Source organism: Brevundimonas alba, from assembly GCF_011927945.1.
In the GTDB taxonomy this organism is placed as follows: Bacteria; Pseudomonadota; Alphaproteobacteria; order Caulobacterales; family Caulobacteraceae; genus Brevundimonas; species Brevundimonas alba.
On sequence record NZ_JAATJM010000001.1, the window covers coordinates 967,029 to 981,106 of the forward strand.

Consider the following 14,078-nt stretch of genomic DNA (forward strand, 5'->3'; position numbering starts at 1 on the left):
CGGCCGGGCGCCCATGTCAGCCCGGTCAGCCGTCGCGGCACCCGCCCGAAAAGAGGCGGCGCCGGACCGGCAGGGTAAGAGGACGAACGCCAGATGGCGACGCGTGACTATTACGAGATTCTGGGCGTCGAGCGGACCATCGACGCCGCCGGCCTGAAGTCGGCCTACCGCAAGCTGGCCATGCAGCATCACCCGGACCGCAACGGCGGTTCGGAGGAATCGATGGCGATCTTCAAGGAGATCTCCGAGGCCTATTCGGTCCTGTCGGACGACCAGAAACGCGCCGCCTACGACCGCTTCGGCCACGCCGGGGTCAACGGCGGGGGCGGCAATCCTTTCGGCCAGGGCCAAGGCTTCGCCGACGTCAACGACATCTTCTCCCAAGTCTTCGGCGACGCGTTCGGCGACGTCTTCGGCGGCCGTCAGGGCGGCGGCGCCCGCCAGCACGGTCCGCGCCGCGGCTCCGACCTGCGCTACGATCTCGAGATCACGCTGGAGCAGGCCTACAAGGGCGCGGACGTCGATATCGCGGTGCCCACCACCGCCACCTGCGACACCTGCGACGGCTCGGGCGCCAAGCCGGGCACCAAGCCCACCACCTGCACCACCTGCCAGGGCGCGGGGCGCGTGCGCTCCGCCAACGGCTTCTTCCAGGTCGAGCGGACCTGCCCTCGCTGCGGCGGCAACGGCCAGATGATCGCCGAGCCCTGCACCACCTGCCACGGGCACGGCCAGGTGCGGAAGAACCGCAAGCTGCAGCTCAAAATCCCCGCCGGCGTCGACGACGGCTCGCGCATCCGCCTGTCCGGCGAGGGCGACGCCGGCCAGCGCGGCGGTCCGCGCGGCGACCTCTATGTCTTCATCTCCGTCACGCCGCACGAGCTGTTCGAGCGCGACAACCTCGACCTGCTGGTCACCGTGCCCGTGCCCATGACCACGGCGGCGCTGGGCGGCGAGATCGACGCTCCCTGCCTGACCTCCGAGGCCTGCGACGGCCGCTGCAAGGCGCCCGTGACCGTCCCGGCCGGGGCCCAGACGGGCAAGACCGTCCGCATCAAGGGCAAGGGCATGCCCCACCTGAACGGCAAGAACCGCGGCGACCTCGTCGTCGAACTGTTCGTCGAGACGCCGACCGACCTGACCCCGCGTCAGAAGGAACTGCTGGAAGAGCTTGCCGCCTCGCTGGGCGACACCCAGACGCCGCGCAACTCGTCCTTCGCGGGCAAGGCCAAACGCTTCTGGGCCGACATACTGGGCGACGCGAAAGAAACGGCGCAGTGACGCCAGCCGGGGGGCATCCGATGAGCGCCATCTTCCACGCCGGCATCTCCGGCGCTCGCGGCCGGATGGGCCGGGCCGTCTCGGCGGTGCTGGACGCCCGCGAGGACGTCGTCGTCTCCGCCCGCTTCGACCGGGGCGAAACGCCCGACCTGTCGCTGTGCGACGTGATCATCGACTTCTCGACGCCAGCCGCCTCGGTGGAACTGGCCCGCGCCTGCGCCGAACGCGGCGGCCCGGCTCTCGTCATCGGCTCCACGGGCCTGTCGCCGGAACAGGACGCCGAAATCCTCAAGGCGGCCGAGACCGTGGCCATCGTGCGCAGTGGAAACTTCTCGCTCGGCGTCAACATCCTGATCGGACTGGTCGAGCACGCCGCCCAGCGCCTCGACGCCCGCGACTGGGATATCGAGGTGCTGGAGACGCATCACCGCCGCAAGGCCGACGCCCCCTCGGGCACCGCCTTGATGCTCGGCGAGGCCGCCGCCAACGGCCGCGACGTCGACCTCGCCGACGTCCGCAGCGCGCCTTGGGACGGCATCACCGGCGAGCGCGAGACGGGCCGCATCGGCTTCGCTTCGCTGCGCGCCGGCGGCGTCATCGGCGAGCACACCGTCCTGTTCGCCTCGGACGACGAGACCCTGACGCTCAGCCACTCGGCCATCGACCGGTCCCTGTTCGCCAAGGGGGCCGTCGCCGCCGCCGCCTGGGTCCGCAACCGCAAGCCCGGCCTCTACGACATGCAGGACGTGCTCGGGTTCCGGCAGGCGTGATGCCTGGCAGGCTCACGCCTGCAAGAGCGCTATCGCTCGCCGCGCGGCGGCTTGCTGCTTGAGCGCGGTCCTGGGCGAAGCGTCAGGCCTCAGTGCGCGTGGTGGTGCCTACGCCGACCCAGGCCGCCGGTGAACAGCGACTTGATGAAGAAGAACACCGCGATGACGATCGCATAGCCGAGGAACAGGGCCAGCACGCCCATCCAGAAGGTCAGCGTCAGCAGGTCGGGCAGCACCAGGGCGCCGCCGTCCAGCATCGGCCGGATCACGCCGATCGCCACATGCACCAGCGCCGCGCCCAGCGCCGTCGCCCACAGCCGGCTCCACGCCGGCATCAGCAGCGCCGCGAGCACCGCGATCAGCAGGCCCATGACCTGATTGACGCCGTCGAACCCGCCCTGGGCCAGACCGAACACGCTGCCCAGAAACACACCGATCGAATCGAACAGGGACTCCATACGCCGACCTCCGTCATCCTGCGGCCAGCTTGGCCGTGAGCAGGGTTAACGCCGGTCGGCCCAAATGGCTCCGCTTATCGTCCCGTCGAGCCGAATCCGCCCGCGCCGCGCGCCGTTTCGTCCAGCGTTTCGACCTCGACCATGGCCGCCTGTTCGCACCTTGCAATGACAAGCTGGGCGATGCGCTCGCCCCGCTTGATCACGAACGGCTCCGGGCCATGGTTGATCAGGATGACCCCGACCTCGCCGCGGTAGTCGCTGTCGATGGTGCCCGGCGAGTTCAGGCAGGTCAGGCCGTGCTTCAGCGCCAGTCCCGACCGCGGCCGCACCTGGGCCTCATAGCCCTGTTCAAGCGCGATCTTCAGCCCCGTCGGGATCAGCGCCCGCGCCCCGGGCATGAGGATGATGCTGTCGCCCTCCGCCAGCGCCGCCCGCAGGTCCATCCCGGCCGATCCGGAAGTCTCATAGGCCGGCAGCGGCAGGCCCTCGGCATGCGGCAGGCGTTCGACGCGAACGGTCGTCATGGTCGGCGTATCCTCAGGCCTTGAAATGATCGGCGATCCGCATCGCCAGCTTGCGGGCCACGCCGCTCTTCGGCTGGCGCGGCCAGCTTTCGACGTCCCCGCCGCGCGTGAACAGCGTCACCGCATTGCCTTCCGAGCCGAACACGTCGTCCGACACGTCATTGCCGACGATCCAGTCGCAGCCCTTGCGCGACAGCTTGGCCCGGGCGTTGGCCTCCAGATCCGTCGTCTCGGCGGCGAAGCCGATGACCAGCTTCGGCCGCAACTTACCTGGAGCCGAAACCCCCGCGAGGATGTCAGGGTTTTCGATCAGGGCCACTGACGGCGGCCCGCCCGGGGCCTTCTTGATCTTGCCCGAGGCCACGCCGTCGACCCGCCAGTCAGCCACCGCCGCGCTCATCACCGCGATGTCGGCCGGCAGGGCCGCCTGCACCGCCGCCTGCATCTCTTTCGCCGTCTCGACCCAGACCCGCTCGACACCCACCGGCGCCGCGAGGGCCACCGGCCCGGACACCAGCGTCACCCGCGCCCCCAGCTCCGCCAGCGCCTCGGCGATGGCGTAGCCCTGCTTGCCGCTGGAGCGGTTGGTCAGGCCTCGCACCGGATCGATCGGCTCGAAGGTCGGCCCGGCCGTGACCACCGCCGTGCGTCCCGCCAGAGGCCGTCCGTCCGGTCCCGCCAGCAGTCCCTCGATGGCGGACAGGATCGCCGCCGGCTCCGCCATTCGGCCGGGCCCGAACTCGCCGCAGGCCATCTCGCCCTCATCCGGGCCCACAACGGCGACGCCATGGAAGCCGTCGAAGCCTTTCAGCCGCTCGACGTTGGCCTGCACCGCCGGGTGAAGCCACATGCGAACATTCATCGCCGGCGCCAGCAGAACCTTCTTGTCCGTGGCCAGCAGGGTGGTGGAGGCGAGGTCGTCGGCCAGGCCGTTGGCCGCCTTGGCGATCAGCCCGGCCGTGGCCGGCGCCACGACCACCAGATCGGCCCAGCGCGACAGCTCGATATGGCCCATGGCCGTCTCGTCTTCGGGCATGAACAGCGCCTGCCGCACGGGATGGCCGGTCAGGGCCGCCAGCGACATCGGCGTGACGAACTCGGCCCCGGCCGGCGTCAGCACGCTCATGACCCCGGCCCCGGCCTTCTTGAGTAGCCGCACCAGCTCCAGCGCCTTGTAGGCGGCGATGCCGCCGCCGACGATCAGCAGGATCTTGCGTCCGGAAAGCGTCGCCGCGGGGGTCATTCCGTTGATCTAGCGATCCCGCCCCCCGGCGTCGAGGGAGGCGACCCCAAACAAGAACATTGCAAGAACAAAATAACGGCGTTATGGACTCCCGGCGGGTTGAACCACGGAGGGTGCGATGATCGGCAGGACGTTGAGGACGGTATCGATGACAGGCGCGGCGCTGGCGCTGCTGGGCCTGCTGGGCTGCGGCAATGGCGGCTCGGCGGTGGAGACGCGAGACCGGGCGGCGGAGGGGGCGGAAGCCGTTTTGACCTCGGCCGCCGGAAGCACGGCCGAGGCGGCCGAGACCGTTCCGGAAAAGGCGAAGCCGGCGCTGACCGCCAACCGGCGCGAAACGGTGGACGCCAAGATCGCCCGTTTGTTCGAGCGCAACGGCGCCGATTTCGGCGCGGCGTCGGCCGAGGACTATCTGGCCAAGGTCCAAGCCTTCACCGGCCGGCCGCCGGCGGGAACGGATCGGGTCGAAAGGCCCAATGGCGACGTCCTGCTGTATCAGGCCTCGACCAACACCTTCGCGGTCGTGTCGCGGGACGGCGTGGCCAAGACCATGTTCAAGCCGCGCGACGGCGCCGCCTACTGGGCCGAACAGAAGGCGGCCGCTCCCACCTTCGGGCGGGGCAGGGCCTCTTCGTCAGAGTAGGGAGGCTGGACGGGCGTTACGCCTCGTCCGTTTCCTTGCGGTCGGCCATGTCGCGGATCAGCTCCAGCGCCAGCTTCTGCTGGCGGCTGGACAGCTGCGGGGCAAGGCGCCCGATCTCGATCGTGTAGCGGGTGGCCGGGAAGTCGTGGTCGAACGCGCCGCCGCCCTCGGCCATTCCGGCCAGCTGGGCGCCCGTCAGGCCTTCGAAGAAGAAGCCGATGTCGACCTTGAAGAAGCGGGCGATGTCCCAGAGCTTGGAGGCCGAGATGCGGTTGGCGCCCTTCTCGTATTTCTGGATCTGCTGGAAGGTCAGGCCCAGGGCCCGGCCGAGATCGCTCTGGTTATAGCCGAGCGCCAAACGCTTCTCGCACACGCGCCGTCCGACGTGCCGATCCACGGGATGAGGTCCGTCCTCGCCCTTGCCTCTCGCCATTGTCCGTCTTGCCTTCTCGTGGGTGAAGCTTGGTCTGAATGCGCCTGCTTCGGCCCGCTGTCACGGAAAAACGCTCAGTTTTCGGCCTCGGTGCAGCCTTGGGTTGATCAAGCGTTTCCGCACCTCACCGACGACGGGAAAAGCGCCGAACACAGGTTAATTTGCGCGGGTCAGCCGGCGCCGAAGCCTCTGTTCGACAGCGAGGGGAGACAGCGCCAGAAGCAGGCCGAGCGCGAACAGCAGGTCGCCGAACCGGCCATACACGGTGGCCGGTCCCGGCTCGGGCAGTCGCGCGTCGATCACGCCGCTCTCGCCCGGCTCGAGGCGCTGGTCGCCCACCACGCGTCCCCACGGATCGATCATCGCCGACACCCCGGTCGGGGTGGAGCGGACCACCGGCAGACCCGTCTCGATGGCACGATAGCTGGCGAGGTTCAGATGCTGCTGCGGACCGGAGGTTCGCCCGAACCAGGCGTCATTGGAGATGTTGGCGATCCAGCGCGGCCGCTCCGCCGCGCCGGGCGTGAAGCCGGGGTAGAGGCTCTCGTAGCAGATCAGCGGCTGGACCCGGGGCAGTCCGGGAATCGAGATCGGAGCGGGTCTGGCGCCCGCGCTGAAGTCCAGCGGCATATGCGTCAGGCTGCGAACACCCAGCGCCCCCATCACCGCGCCCGCGGGCAGGTATTCGCCAAACGGCACCAGCCGGTATTTGTCGTAGGTCGCCGTGATCCGCAGGCCGTCGCCGCCCTCGTCCGTCAGGGCCAGCAGGCTGTTGTAATAGCGCGCGCCATCGGGCGCCGCCGGGTCCGCTACGCCGCGTCCGAGACCGAGGATCAGGCTCTGGCCCGGCTGGACCGCGCGGGCGATGGCGACGGCGTCCGGCGATCCGGGTGCGAACACCTGATTGGCCGAGGCGGGCAGCGCACCTTCCGGCCAGATGATCACGTCCGGGATCACCGCCCCCGGCCGCGCGGTCAGGTTCACATAGCGGTCGACGATGTCCTGATAGGCTTCTGGCGTCCATTTTGACTCCTGCGCCACGTCCGCCTGGACAATCCGCACGACCGTGTCGGTGAAGTCGGGGCGCGCCGCCGAAAGCCGCACGGTTCCGCCGATCAGAAGCGCCGACAGAGCCAGCACGCCCAGCACCGCCGCCCCGATACGGGCCTTGCGCGGTCCCGCGCCCGCCAGCGGGCCGAACGCCGACACCGCCGCGACCGTGACGAGGCTCAGCCCATAGACGCCCACGACGGAGGCGAACTGTGACCCGGCCGACCCGGCCTTCCAGCTCGCTCCGGCGGGGTTCCACGGGAAGCCGGTCAGCACATGGCCGCGCAGCCATTCCAGCAGGCAGAACAGGCCCGCGAACACCAGGACCCGGCCCACGCCTGACGGGGCGAACCGACGGTACAGCGCCGTGGCCGCGCCCCAGAACAGGCCCAGGCCGATCGGCAGCAGCGAGGCCGCGAACGGCGCCATCCACGCCTGTTCGGGATTGACCAGAAAGGCCTCGGCCACCCACCAGCAGCTGATGAAGAAATAGGCGAAGCCGGCCAGCCACCCCATCCAGAAGCCGCCGCGCGTCGTCGCCGACCGCTCGGCCAGCAGCATGAGCAGGGGATAGCCCAGCAGACCGGGCAGGATTCCGAACGGCGGATGCGCCAGCGCCGCCCCGGCGCCGGCCAGCAGGGCCAGGGCGATGCGTCCGAAACGCAGAATCAGGCGGTCGCGGCGGGAAGCGGGGTCAAGCGTCAGCATCGGCCCTGTATGGGTCCGCGACGCCCAGCGTGGCAAGGATGGACCGTTCCTCGGCCTCCATCTCCTCCGCCTCGCCTTCGTCCACGTGGTCCCGGCCCAGCAGGTGCAGCACGCCGTGCACGGTCAGGTGCGACAGGTGGTCGGCCAGCGACTTGCCCTGCGCCTGCGCCTCCGCCGCGCAGACGCCGTAGGCCAGCACGAGGTCGCCGAGGTGCGGCGTCGCGCTCTCGGCTGCGGGGAACGACAGCACATTGGTCGGCCGGTCCTTGTCGCGGAAGCGGGCGTTCAGGTCCTGCACCGCCGCGTCGTCGGTCAGCAGCACCACGACGTCGCCCTCGACGGTTCCCAGCGCCGCCGTCGCCGCCCGCTGGGCCACCGCCGCCGCTTCTGGCAGGGCCGCCGTCCAGGCTTCGTCCTCGACCTCGACCTCGATCACCGGCCCGTGTCTTCCAGATCGGCGGCCGGGCGGTGAGCCGAGGCGTCGGCGTCATAGGCCCGCACAATGCGCTCGACCATGGCGTGGCGGACCACGTCCTGGGCCTGGAAGGTCTGGATGGCGACGCCCTTCACGTCCTTGAGGATGCGCAGCGCGTGGCTGAGGCCGGAATCGCGCGGGTTCAGCAGATCGACCTGCGACGGGTCGCCGGTCACCACCATCCGCGCGCCCTCGCCCAGCCGGGTCAGCACCATCTTCATCTGCAGCCGCGAGGTGTTCTGGGCCTCGTCGACGATGATGAACGCGTGGGCCAGCGTCCGGCCGCGCATGAAGGCGATCGGCGCCGCCTCGATCTCGCCCTTGTCCCGCCGGCGGCGCACGTCGTCGGGTCCGAGGATGTCGTTCAGCGCCTCCCAGATGGGCGCCAGATAGGGGTCGACCTTCTCGTTCAGGTCGCCTGGGAGGAAGCCCAGCTTCTCCCCCGCTTCGACGGCCGGCCGGGTGATGACCAACCGGTCGACCTGCCCCCGCCGCAGCAGCGAGGCGCCGTAGGCGGCGGCCAGAAACGTCTTGCCCGTCCCCGCCGGACCGACGCCGAAAGTCAGCTCGCAGCGCGACAGCATGTCCAGATAGTTGGCCTGTGCCGCCGTCTTGGGCGCGATGGCCCCGCGCCGCCCGACCGGCAGGGCCACGGCGTTGGGGGCCACGGTCCCCTGCCCTTCCCTCGGCTGGGTCGCGGCCGCGCCCAGCGCCGTGCGCACGTCCGCCTCGGTGATCTCCGCCCCACTTTCCGAGCGTTTGGCGAGGGTCTCGATCACCCGCTTGGCCTGCGCCCGGTCGCGGGTCGAGCCGTTGATGGTCACCCCGCCGCCCGGCGCCTCGACCAGCACCTTGAACGCATCCTCGATCAGGGCGATGTGGCGGCTGTGCGGACCCACGACGGCCCGCAGGGCGGCGTCGTCCAACGCCAGGAACTCACTCTCACGCGCCATCAAGCGGCCTTCTGTTCAACGAGGCGGCCGGTCAGGGAATTCTGCTGGCCGGTCAGGATCTCCACCAGAACGATCTGGCCGATCAGGTGATCCGCGTGATCCACATGCACCGACTGCAGCCAGGGCGAGCGACCCACCGCCTGCGCCCGCGACGCATGCCGCCCCGGCCGCTCGAACAGCACCGGCATGACCATGCCCGCCCGCGATGCATTGAAGGCGATCTGCTGTTCGGTCAGCAGGGTCTGCAGCGCCTGCAGCCGCGCCTTCTTCAACGCGCCCGGAACCTGCCCGGCCATGGTCGCCGCCGGCGTGCCGGGCCGCGGCGAATACATGAAGCTGAAGGCCGAGGCGTAGGTCACCCGCCGCACCAGATCCATCGTCTGCTCGAAATCGGCGTCCGTCTCACCGGGGAAGCCGACGATGAAGTCGCCCGACATCGCCATGTCCGGCCGCGCCTCGCGGATACGGTCGATCAGCTCGACGTATTTCGTCCGCCCGTGCTTGCGGTTCATCAGCCTCAGGATGCGGTCCGATCCCGCCTGCACCGGCAGGTGCAGCCACGGCATCATCTGCGGCAGATCCCGGTGCGCCGCGATCAGCTCATCGGTGAAGTCGTTCGGATGGCTGGTCGTGTAGCGAATCCGGTCCAGCCCGGAGACCTCCGCCAGGGCGAAGGCCAGCCGCGCCAGAGTCGACGGCGTCCCGTCCGCCCCCTCGCCATTGTAAGCGTTGACGTTCTGCCCCAGCAGGGTGACCTCGCGCACGCCGCGCGCCGCCAACTCCCGCGCCTCCGCCAGCACGTCCGCGACCGGCCGCGACCACTCGGCCCCGCGCGTATAGGGCACGACGCAGAAGCTGCAGAATTTGTCGCACCCCTCCTGCACCGTCAGGAAGGCGGTGACGCCCTCCCCGCCGCGCGGGACCCTGAGGGCGTCGAACTTCTCGTTTGGTGCGAAGTCGGCTCCGATCCTCTCGCCCCGCGCCCTCGCCGTCCGCGTCAGCAGCTCCGGCAGCTGGTGATAGGCCTGCGGTCCGACGACCAGATCGACCGCCGGCTGCCGCCTGATGATCTCCTCGCCCTCGGCCTGGGCGACGCAGCCCGCCACGGCGATGATCATCGAATTCTTCGACGTCCCGCTTTCCGTATTCGAATTCCTCGCCCGGGCGTCCTTCAATTCCCTCAGCTTGCCGAGCTCGGAATAGATCTTCTCGGCCGCCTTCTCGCGGATGTGGCAGGTGTTGAGGATGACGAAGTCGGCGTCCGCCGCCGTGTCCGTCGCGGCATAGCCCAGCGGGCGCAGCACATCGGCCATCCGCTCGGAGTCATACACGTTCATCTGGCAGCCGTAGGTCTTGATGAACAGACGCTTCGGCGCGGCGCCCGCCTCATCCTTTCCCGGCTGCGAAACAAGGGTTTCGGTCATACGGCGTCAGCCGATGTCGGCTGGGTCCACGCGCGCCGCGTGCCGCTTGAAGATCAGTCCCTCGCGGCTGGACGGCTCCGCGCCGTCGATCGGCTTGCCGTAGAGCTCCAGCTTGTGGCCGATCAGTTCGAAGCCCAACCGCTCGGCGATCTCCGTCTTCAGCCGCTCGATCTCGGCGTCGAAGAACTCGATCACCTCGCCCGTGCGGGTGTCGATCAGGTGGTCGTGATGGTCATCGCCCGCCTCCTCGTAGCGCGACCGCCCGTCACCGAAGTCATGCTTCTCAACGACCCCCGCTTCCTCGAACAGCCGCACCGTGCGGTAGACGGTGGCGATCGAGATGTGCGGATCGATCGACGAGGCGCGGCGGTACAGCTCCTCGACGTCGGGGTGATCCTCGGCGCTGGACAGGACCCGGGCGATGACGCGCCGCTGCTCGGTCATGCGCATGCCGCGCTCGGCGCAGAGTTTCTCGATCCGGTCCATGGCGGGAGAATAGGCGGGCGGCGCGCCCTAGGGAAGCGCGGCGGACAAGTTGAGAGCCAGTAGCAGGGCGTCACGGCGCGACCCGTCGGCGGAGGCGTAATAGCCGGGCCGCCGCCCCGCCTCCGCGAACCCCGCCCGCGCGTACAGAGCCCGCGCCGCAACATTGTCCTCGGCCACCTCGAGAAAGACCCGCACAGCCCCTCGCGCCGCCGCCGCCAGTACCCCTTCGCCGACCAGTCGCCCGCCCAGCCCGCCGCGCCGCGCCCCGGGCCGCACCGCCAGCGTCAGGATTTCCGCCTCGTCGGCCACCGCCCGCATCAGGATAAAGCCGTCCGGACCTTCGACCGCGAAAACGCCGAACTGACCCAGCAGATCGGCAAAGGCATGCTCGCTCCACGGCGTGTCGTGCGGGCCGTCGAAGGCCCCGGCGTGGAGCTCAGCCAGCCGCGCCGCCTGCCGGTCCGGGCCGCGCCCATCCTGCGGAGCCTCGCTCGTCACGTCGTTGGCCGTGGCTGGCCCGGCAGTCGGGTGGGCGGTGTCGCATCCGGCGCGCGCAGATAGACCGGCCGCGGCGGGTTCGTCGCCGGGTCCGCCGCCGCCGCCAGTCGGACCAGCGCCTCCGGAGCCGGTCCCTCCAGATCGAACACCGCCGCGCCCGGCACGCCCTCGGCGATCAGCCCAGCGCCCGACCCGACCAGCCGCGCCCCCTCGCCCAGCATCACCGCCCGCTCCTGTGCGGTCTCGATCGGCAGGGCCTCGGCCGGACCCTCCGACACGCCGTCCCGCCAGAAGCGGGCATAGACCTGTCCCCGCCGCGCATCGATGACCGCCGCGACCGCTCCACCCTCGCCCACCGACGCGGCCAGTCCGTCGAGCGTCGAAATCCCCACCACCGGCCGGTCCAGCGCCGCCCCCAGCCCCTGGGCGAAGGCCAGCCCGACCCGCAGCCCGGTGAAGGACCCCGGCCCGACGGTCACGCCGATCCGGTCGATCCTCCCGAACCCGCCCGCCTCGGCCACGGCGTCGCGGGCCATGCCCGCCAGCCGCTCCTGATGCCCCTTGGTCATGGCCTCCGAGCGCAGGCCGAGCACCCGCGCCTCGCCGTCCTCGACCTCGAACACCCCCGCCGTGCACAGGCCCAGCGCCGTATCGATCACCAGCACCCTCATCGCCCCGCTCCCACGGAGCCGGCATTCAGTCGTCCCGCGCCAGCGCCCTCACCACACGGGCCACGGCCTTGCGCACGTCGCGGTGCTCGATCAGCGGAAAGGCCGAGGCCACGGCCCGCCCGTCCGCGCTGGCGGTTATGTGCCGCAGCGCCTCCCAGCTGTGATCCGGCGTCTCGCGCGCGGTGGGCACGGGCGGGAAGAAGGCCTCGACCGAGGTGGCCAGCACCGTCGCCACCCGATGCAGCCTCGAGGCCGAGATGCGGTTCTGGCCTGTCTCGTATTTCTGCACCTGCTGGAAGCTGATGCCGATCTGCTGCGCCAGCGCCGTTTGCGACAGCCCCATCGCCGAGCGCCGCAGACTGATCCGCGCGCCGACATAGGCGTCGACTTCCTCCGGTCCACCCACTCTCGCCATGGCTCCGCTCCCTCTGTTCGCGACGGAACAGTTTCATGGAAACGGGAATGTTGCAACGATTTCGTTTCATCTAGACATCCATCCGCGCGACGACGGCAGAGACCTGCCGGGTGTCGGCCCGGGCGATCCGCTCCTCGCCGCCGCGCACGCCGCGCACCGTCAGCGCCTCCGCGTCGGCGCTGTCGTACAGCCGCACCCGCACTTCGCCATCGGCCATCTCGATGACGCAGCCCTGATCCCGCCGCGGCCACCGCCCCGGCTCATACTCCAGCACCACCCCCGACGCCGCCCACGGCGACAGGTCGTCGTTCGACAGCTGCAGCCGCCGCGTTCCACCCGTCGGCGGCCCCGGGTAGGCCCGGCCGGTATTCTCCATGCCCGAAGCCGAAGTCTCTGATGCGGCCGGCGGCACACTCAGCTGCAGCGCCAGCTCTTCCGCCGACGATCCTATGGCCGTCGTCAGCCGCCGCTGCACGTCGGGCCTGAACAGCCCCGGCCGCTTGCCTGATTCATAGAGACCCCAGCCCTGGCTGGTCATGCCGACCCGCTCGCCCGCCTCGGCCTGGCTCAGCCCCGCCTCCCGGCGCAGGCCCGCAAGCGCCTCGCCGAGGCGCCGGGCGTCGCTGTCGCTCTCGAACCGGGGCATGTTTGGACAATGACGCAGGCGCCGCCCAGAGGCGAGGACGGATTTGTTTCAGGCAGGACTACGCCAGCGCATTGGATCGACTGTTCGCGCTCAAGCAGCGAGCCGCCGCGCGGCGAGCGATAGCGCCCTCGCTTAAATGACCTGCTCGACCCGGGTCACTTCGGGCACATAGTGTTTCATCATCTGCTCGACGCCGGCCTTCAGCGTGGCCGAGCTCGACGGACAGCCGGCGCAGGCGCCGCGCATGCGCAGGCTCAGAACCCCCGTCTCCTCGTCGAAGGTGTCGAACAGGATGTCGCCGCCGTCCTGCGCCACCGCCGGCCGGATGCGGCTGTCCAGCAGCTGTTTGATCTCGGCCACGATCTCGCTGTCCTCGCCGTCGGGCGAGACACTGTCGAAGGCCCCGCCGCGCAACAGCGGCGCGCCCGAGACGAAATGGTCCATGATCGCCGCCAGGATCGGCGCCTTCATCTGCGGCCAGTCCAGCCCGGCCGGATCGCGCGTCACCGACACATAGTCCGAGCCGAAGAAGACACCGGCCACGCCCTCCAGCTGGAACAGGGACTCAGCCAGCGGCGAGGCGGCGGCCTCGTCGATGGTCAGAAACTCGCGCGGCTCGGCCGACACATCCCGCCCGGGCAGGAATTTCAGCGCGTTCGGATTCGGCGTCGGTTCGGTCTGGATGAACATGGCGCTCAGATGCGCCCGCGAGACGGCGGGTTCAAGTCCCGCACACCGTCCCGTGCCGGTGAGAAGAAGAGCCATTGCGCTCATGCAGCGAGGCGCCGCGCGCCGAGCGTTAGCGCCCCCTCTTCACATCACGCCAGATCCTCGATCTCTTTCTCGGTCAGCTCGCCCGGCACGATCGTCACTGGCAGCTTGCGCCCGGTGAAGGCCGCGCCCTGTTTGACCACCGCCGCCACCAGCGGCCCCGGCGCGTTCGATCCCGCCGCCAGCACCAGGATCTTGATGTCGGGATCCTCGCCGACAACCTTGCGGATGCAGCCCTGCGCATCGCCGCGCTCGATCAGCAGGATCGGCGTCGAACCCGACCGCTCCGCCGCCTCGGCGGCCCAGCCGTTCAGCGTCGATTCCGCCTCGGCCCGCGTCTGGCGCTCGATCTCCTCGCGCACCCCGGCCCAGTGGGCGTCGGACGCCGCCGGCGGGATGACGCGCAGCATCACCACATGGCCGCCGGTCGAACGCGCCCGCCGCGCCGCATAGCGCAGCGCTCCCTCGAACTCCGGACTGTCGTCGACGACGACGAGGAATTTACGCGGCATCGGCCTCTCCCTCAGCACGGGCACGCTAGCAGATCGAACCCGCCCGCGCGAAGCGCCACGCCGCGTCGGGTCGGGAGGTCCCGAAGGGCTGGCGACCGCGGCCCCCGAAGGAAAGTT

The 14,078-nt window shown here is 70.2% G+C and carries 18 protein-coding genes; 3 read left to right on the forward strand and 15 right to left on the reverse strand.

What is annotated here, in order from left to right:
• The first annotated feature begins 93 nt into the window (after positions 1-93).
• Both dnaJ and dapB read left to right on the forward strand, forming a co-directional pair.
• A complete protein-coding gene (gene dnaJ, locus GGQ87_RS04830) occupies positions 94-1,281 on the forward strand; it encodes a molecular chaperone DnaJ (RefSeq protein WP_168045555.1) in 1,188 nt (395 codons plus the stop codon).
• 20 nt (positions 1,282-1,301) lie between these two features.
• Entirely contained in the window at positions 1,302-2,051 is a 750-nt protein-coding gene (gene dapB / locus GGQ87_RS04835; RefSeq protein ID WP_168045556.1) for a 4-hydroxy-tetrahydrodipicolinate reductase, read from the forward strand.
• An 89-nt stretch (positions 2,052-2,140) separates the two neighbouring features.
• Here the strand turns inward: dapB and GGQ87_RS04840 are convergent, their stop codons facing one another.
• The 3 genes from GGQ87_RS04840 to coaBC form a co-directional block, all read right to left on the reverse strand.
• Positions 2,141-2,509, reverse strand: a complete 369-nt coding sequence (locus tag GGQ87_RS04840) for a hypothetical protein (protein ID WP_168045557.1) — start codon at positions 2,507-2,509, stop codon at positions 2,141-2,143.
• Between the two features lie 74 nt (positions 2,510-2,583).
• Positions 2,584-3,033, reverse strand: a complete 450-nt coding sequence (dut, locus tag GGQ87_RS04845; protein ID WP_168045558.1) for a dUTP diphosphatase — start codon at positions 3,031-3,033, stop codon at positions 2,584-2,586.
• Between the two features lie 13 nt (positions 3,034-3,046).
• Positions 3,047-4,276 carry a bifunctional phosphopantothenoylcysteine decarboxylase/phosphopantothenate--cysteine ligase CoaBC gene (gene coaBC, locus GGQ87_RS04850; protein ID WP_168045559.1) on the reverse strand — a complete coding sequence of 410 codons (1,230 nt, stop codon included), beginning with the start codon at positions 4,274-4,276 and terminating at the stop codon, positions 3,047-3,049.
• Between the two features lie 148 nt (positions 4,277-4,424).
• On the opposite strand from coaBC, the gene GGQ87_RS04855 reads away from it, so the two are divergent.
• Positions 4,425-4,919 carry an S-type pyocin family protein gene (locus GGQ87_RS04855; RefSeq protein ID WP_245161414.1) on the forward strand — a complete coding sequence of 165 codons (495 nt, stop codon included), beginning with the start codon at positions 4,425-4,427 and terminating at the stop codon, positions 4,917-4,919.
• Between the two features lie 16 nt (positions 4,920-4,935).
• On the opposite strand, the gene GGQ87_RS04860 is transcribed toward GGQ87_RS04855, so the two are convergent.
• The 12 genes from GGQ87_RS04860 to GGQ87_RS04915 form a co-directional block, all read right to left on the reverse strand.
• Complete coding sequence (locus GGQ87_RS04860; RefSeq protein WP_168045561.1) at positions 4,936-5,352, reverse strand: helix-turn-helix domain-containing protein; 417 nt, start codon at positions 5,350-5,352, stop codon at positions 4,936-4,938.
• A gap of 156 nt (positions 5,353-5,508) precedes the next feature.
• Positions 5,509-7,110 (reverse strand): apolipoprotein N-acyltransferase, encoded by a 1,602-nt coding sequence (gene lnt, locus GGQ87_RS04865; protein ID WP_168045562.1) that lies wholly within the window; start codon positions 7,108-7,110, stop codon positions 5,509-5,511.
• Positions 7,097-7,546 carry an rRNA maturation RNase YbeY gene (ybeY, locus tag GGQ87_RS04870; protein WP_168045563.1) on the reverse strand — a complete coding sequence of 150 codons (450 nt, stop codon included), beginning with the start codon at positions 7,544-7,546 and terminating at the stop codon, positions 7,097-7,099. The genes lnt and ybeY overlap by 14 nt, the downstream gene beginning before the upstream one ends.
• Positions 7,543-8,538: a PhoH family protein gene (locus GGQ87_RS04875; RefSeq protein WP_168045564.1), complete on the reverse strand. Its 996-nt coding sequence runs from the start codon at positions 8,536-8,538 to the stop codon at positions 7,543-7,545. Before GGQ87_RS04875 ends, ybeY begins: the two co-directional genes overlap by 4 nt.
• Positions 8,538-9,962 (reverse strand): tRNA (N6-isopentenyl adenosine(37)-C2)-methylthiotransferase MiaB, encoded by a 1,425-nt coding sequence (gene miaB / locus GGQ87_RS04880; RefSeq protein WP_168045565.1) that lies wholly within the window; start codon positions 9,960-9,962, stop codon positions 8,538-8,540. Before miaB ends, GGQ87_RS04875 begins: the two co-directional genes overlap by 1 nt.
• A gap of 6 nt (positions 9,963-9,968) precedes the next feature.
• On the reverse strand, positions 9,969-10,448 hold the full coding sequence (locus tag GGQ87_RS04885; RefSeq protein ID WP_168045566.1) for a Fur family transcriptional regulator: 480 nt from the start codon (positions 10,446-10,448) through the stop codon (positions 9,969-9,971).
• A 27-nt stretch (positions 10,449-10,475) separates the two neighbouring features.
• Complete coding sequence (locus GGQ87_RS04890; protein ID WP_168045567.1) at positions 10,476-10,946, reverse strand: GNAT family N-acetyltransferase; 471 nt, start codon at positions 10,944-10,946, stop codon at positions 10,476-10,478.
• Entirely contained in the window at positions 10,943-11,617 is a 675-nt protein-coding gene (gene tsaB / locus GGQ87_RS04895; protein WP_168045568.1) for a tRNA (adenosine(37)-N6)-threonylcarbamoyltransferase complex dimerization subunit type 1 TsaB, read from the reverse strand. Before tsaB ends, GGQ87_RS04890 begins: the two co-directional genes overlap by 4 nt.
• Before the next feature lie 25 nt (positions 11,618-11,642).
• Positions 11,643-12,032, reverse strand: a complete 390-nt coding sequence (locus tag GGQ87_RS04900) for a helix-turn-helix domain-containing protein (protein WP_168045569.1) — start codon at positions 12,030-12,032, stop codon at positions 11,643-11,645.
• Positions 12,033-12,102: 70 nt separating this feature from the next.
• Positions 12,103-12,678, reverse strand: a complete 576-nt coding sequence (locus tag GGQ87_RS04905) for a helix-turn-helix domain-containing protein (RefSeq protein WP_168045570.1) — start codon at positions 12,676-12,678, stop codon at positions 12,103-12,105.
• Positions 12,679-12,810: 132 nt separating this feature from the next.
• A complete protein-coding gene (locus GGQ87_RS04910) occupies positions 12,811-13,368 on the reverse strand; it encodes a NifU family protein (protein WP_168047328.1) in 558 nt (185 codons plus the stop codon).
• A gap of 128 nt (positions 13,369-13,496) precedes the next feature.
• Positions 13,497-13,961: a universal stress protein gene (locus GGQ87_RS04915; protein WP_168045571.1), complete on the reverse strand. Its 465-nt coding sequence runs from the start codon at positions 13,959-13,961 to the stop codon at positions 13,497-13,499.
• Positions 13,962-14,078 lie beyond the last annotated feature (117 nt).

Excerpts from the sequence above, each read along its gene's own strand:
- dnaJ (WP_168045555.1), top strand. The coding sequence starts at position 94 with ATGGCGACGCGTGACTATTACGAGATTCTGGGCGTCGAGCGGACCATC.
- dapB (WP_168045556.1), top strand. The coding sequence starts at position 1,302 with ATGAGCGCCATCTTCCACGCCGGCATCTCCGGCGCTCGCGGCCGGATG.
- GGQ87_RS04840 (WP_168045557.1), bottom strand. The coding sequence starts at position 2,509 with ATGGAGTCCCTGTTCGATTCGATCGGTGTGTTTCTGGGCAGCGTGTTC.
- dut (WP_168045558.1), bottom strand. The coding sequence starts at position 3,033 with ATGACGACCGTTCGCGTCGAACGCCTGCCGCATGCCGAGGGCCTGCCG.
- coaBC (WP_168045559.1), bottom strand. The coding sequence starts at position 4,276 with ATGACCCCCGCGGCGACGCTTTCCGGACGCAAGATCCTGCTGATCGTC.
- GGQ87_RS04855 (WP_245161414.1), top strand. The coding sequence starts at position 4,425 with ATGACAGGCGCGGCGCTGGCGCTGCTGGGCCTGCTGGGCTGCGGCAAT.
- GGQ87_RS04860 (WP_168045561.1), bottom strand. The coding sequence starts at position 5,352 with ATGGCGAGAGGCAAGGGCGAGGACGGACCTCATCCCGTGGATCGGCAC.
- lnt (WP_168045562.1), bottom strand. The coding sequence starts at position 7,110 with ATGCTGACGCTTGACCCCGCTTCCCGCCGCGACCGCCTGATTCTGCGT.
- GGQ87_RS04875 (WP_168045564.1), bottom strand. The coding sequence starts at position 8,538 with ATGGCGCGTGAGAGTGAGTTCCTGGCGTTGGACGACGCCGCCCTGCGG.
- miaB (WP_168045565.1), bottom strand. The coding sequence starts at position 9,962 with ATGACCGAAACCCTTGTTTCGCAGCCGGGAAAGGATGAGGCGGGCGCC.
- GGQ87_RS04885 (WP_168045566.1), bottom strand. The coding sequence starts at position 10,448 with ATGGACCGGATCGAGAAACTCTGCGCCGAGCGCGGCATGCGCATGACC.
- tsaB (WP_168045568.1), bottom strand. The coding sequence starts at position 11,617 with ATGAGGGTGCTGGTGATCGATACGGCGCTGGGCCTGTGCACGGCGGGG.
- GGQ87_RS04900 (WP_168045569.1), bottom strand. The coding sequence starts at position 12,032 with ATGGCGAGAGTGGGTGGACCGGAGGAAGTCGACGCCTATGTCGGCGCG.
- GGQ87_RS04905 (WP_168045570.1), bottom strand. The coding sequence starts at position 12,678 with ATGCCCCGGTTCGAGAGCGACAGCGACGCCCGGCGCCTCGGCGAGGCG.
- GGQ87_RS04910 (WP_168047328.1), bottom strand. The coding sequence starts at position 13,368 with ATGTTCATCCAGACCGAACCGACGCCGAATCCGAACGCGCTGAAATTC.
- GGQ87_RS04915 (WP_168045571.1), bottom strand. The coding sequence starts at position 13,961 with ATGCCGCGTAAATTCCTCGTCGTCGTCGACGACAGTCCGGAGTTCGAG.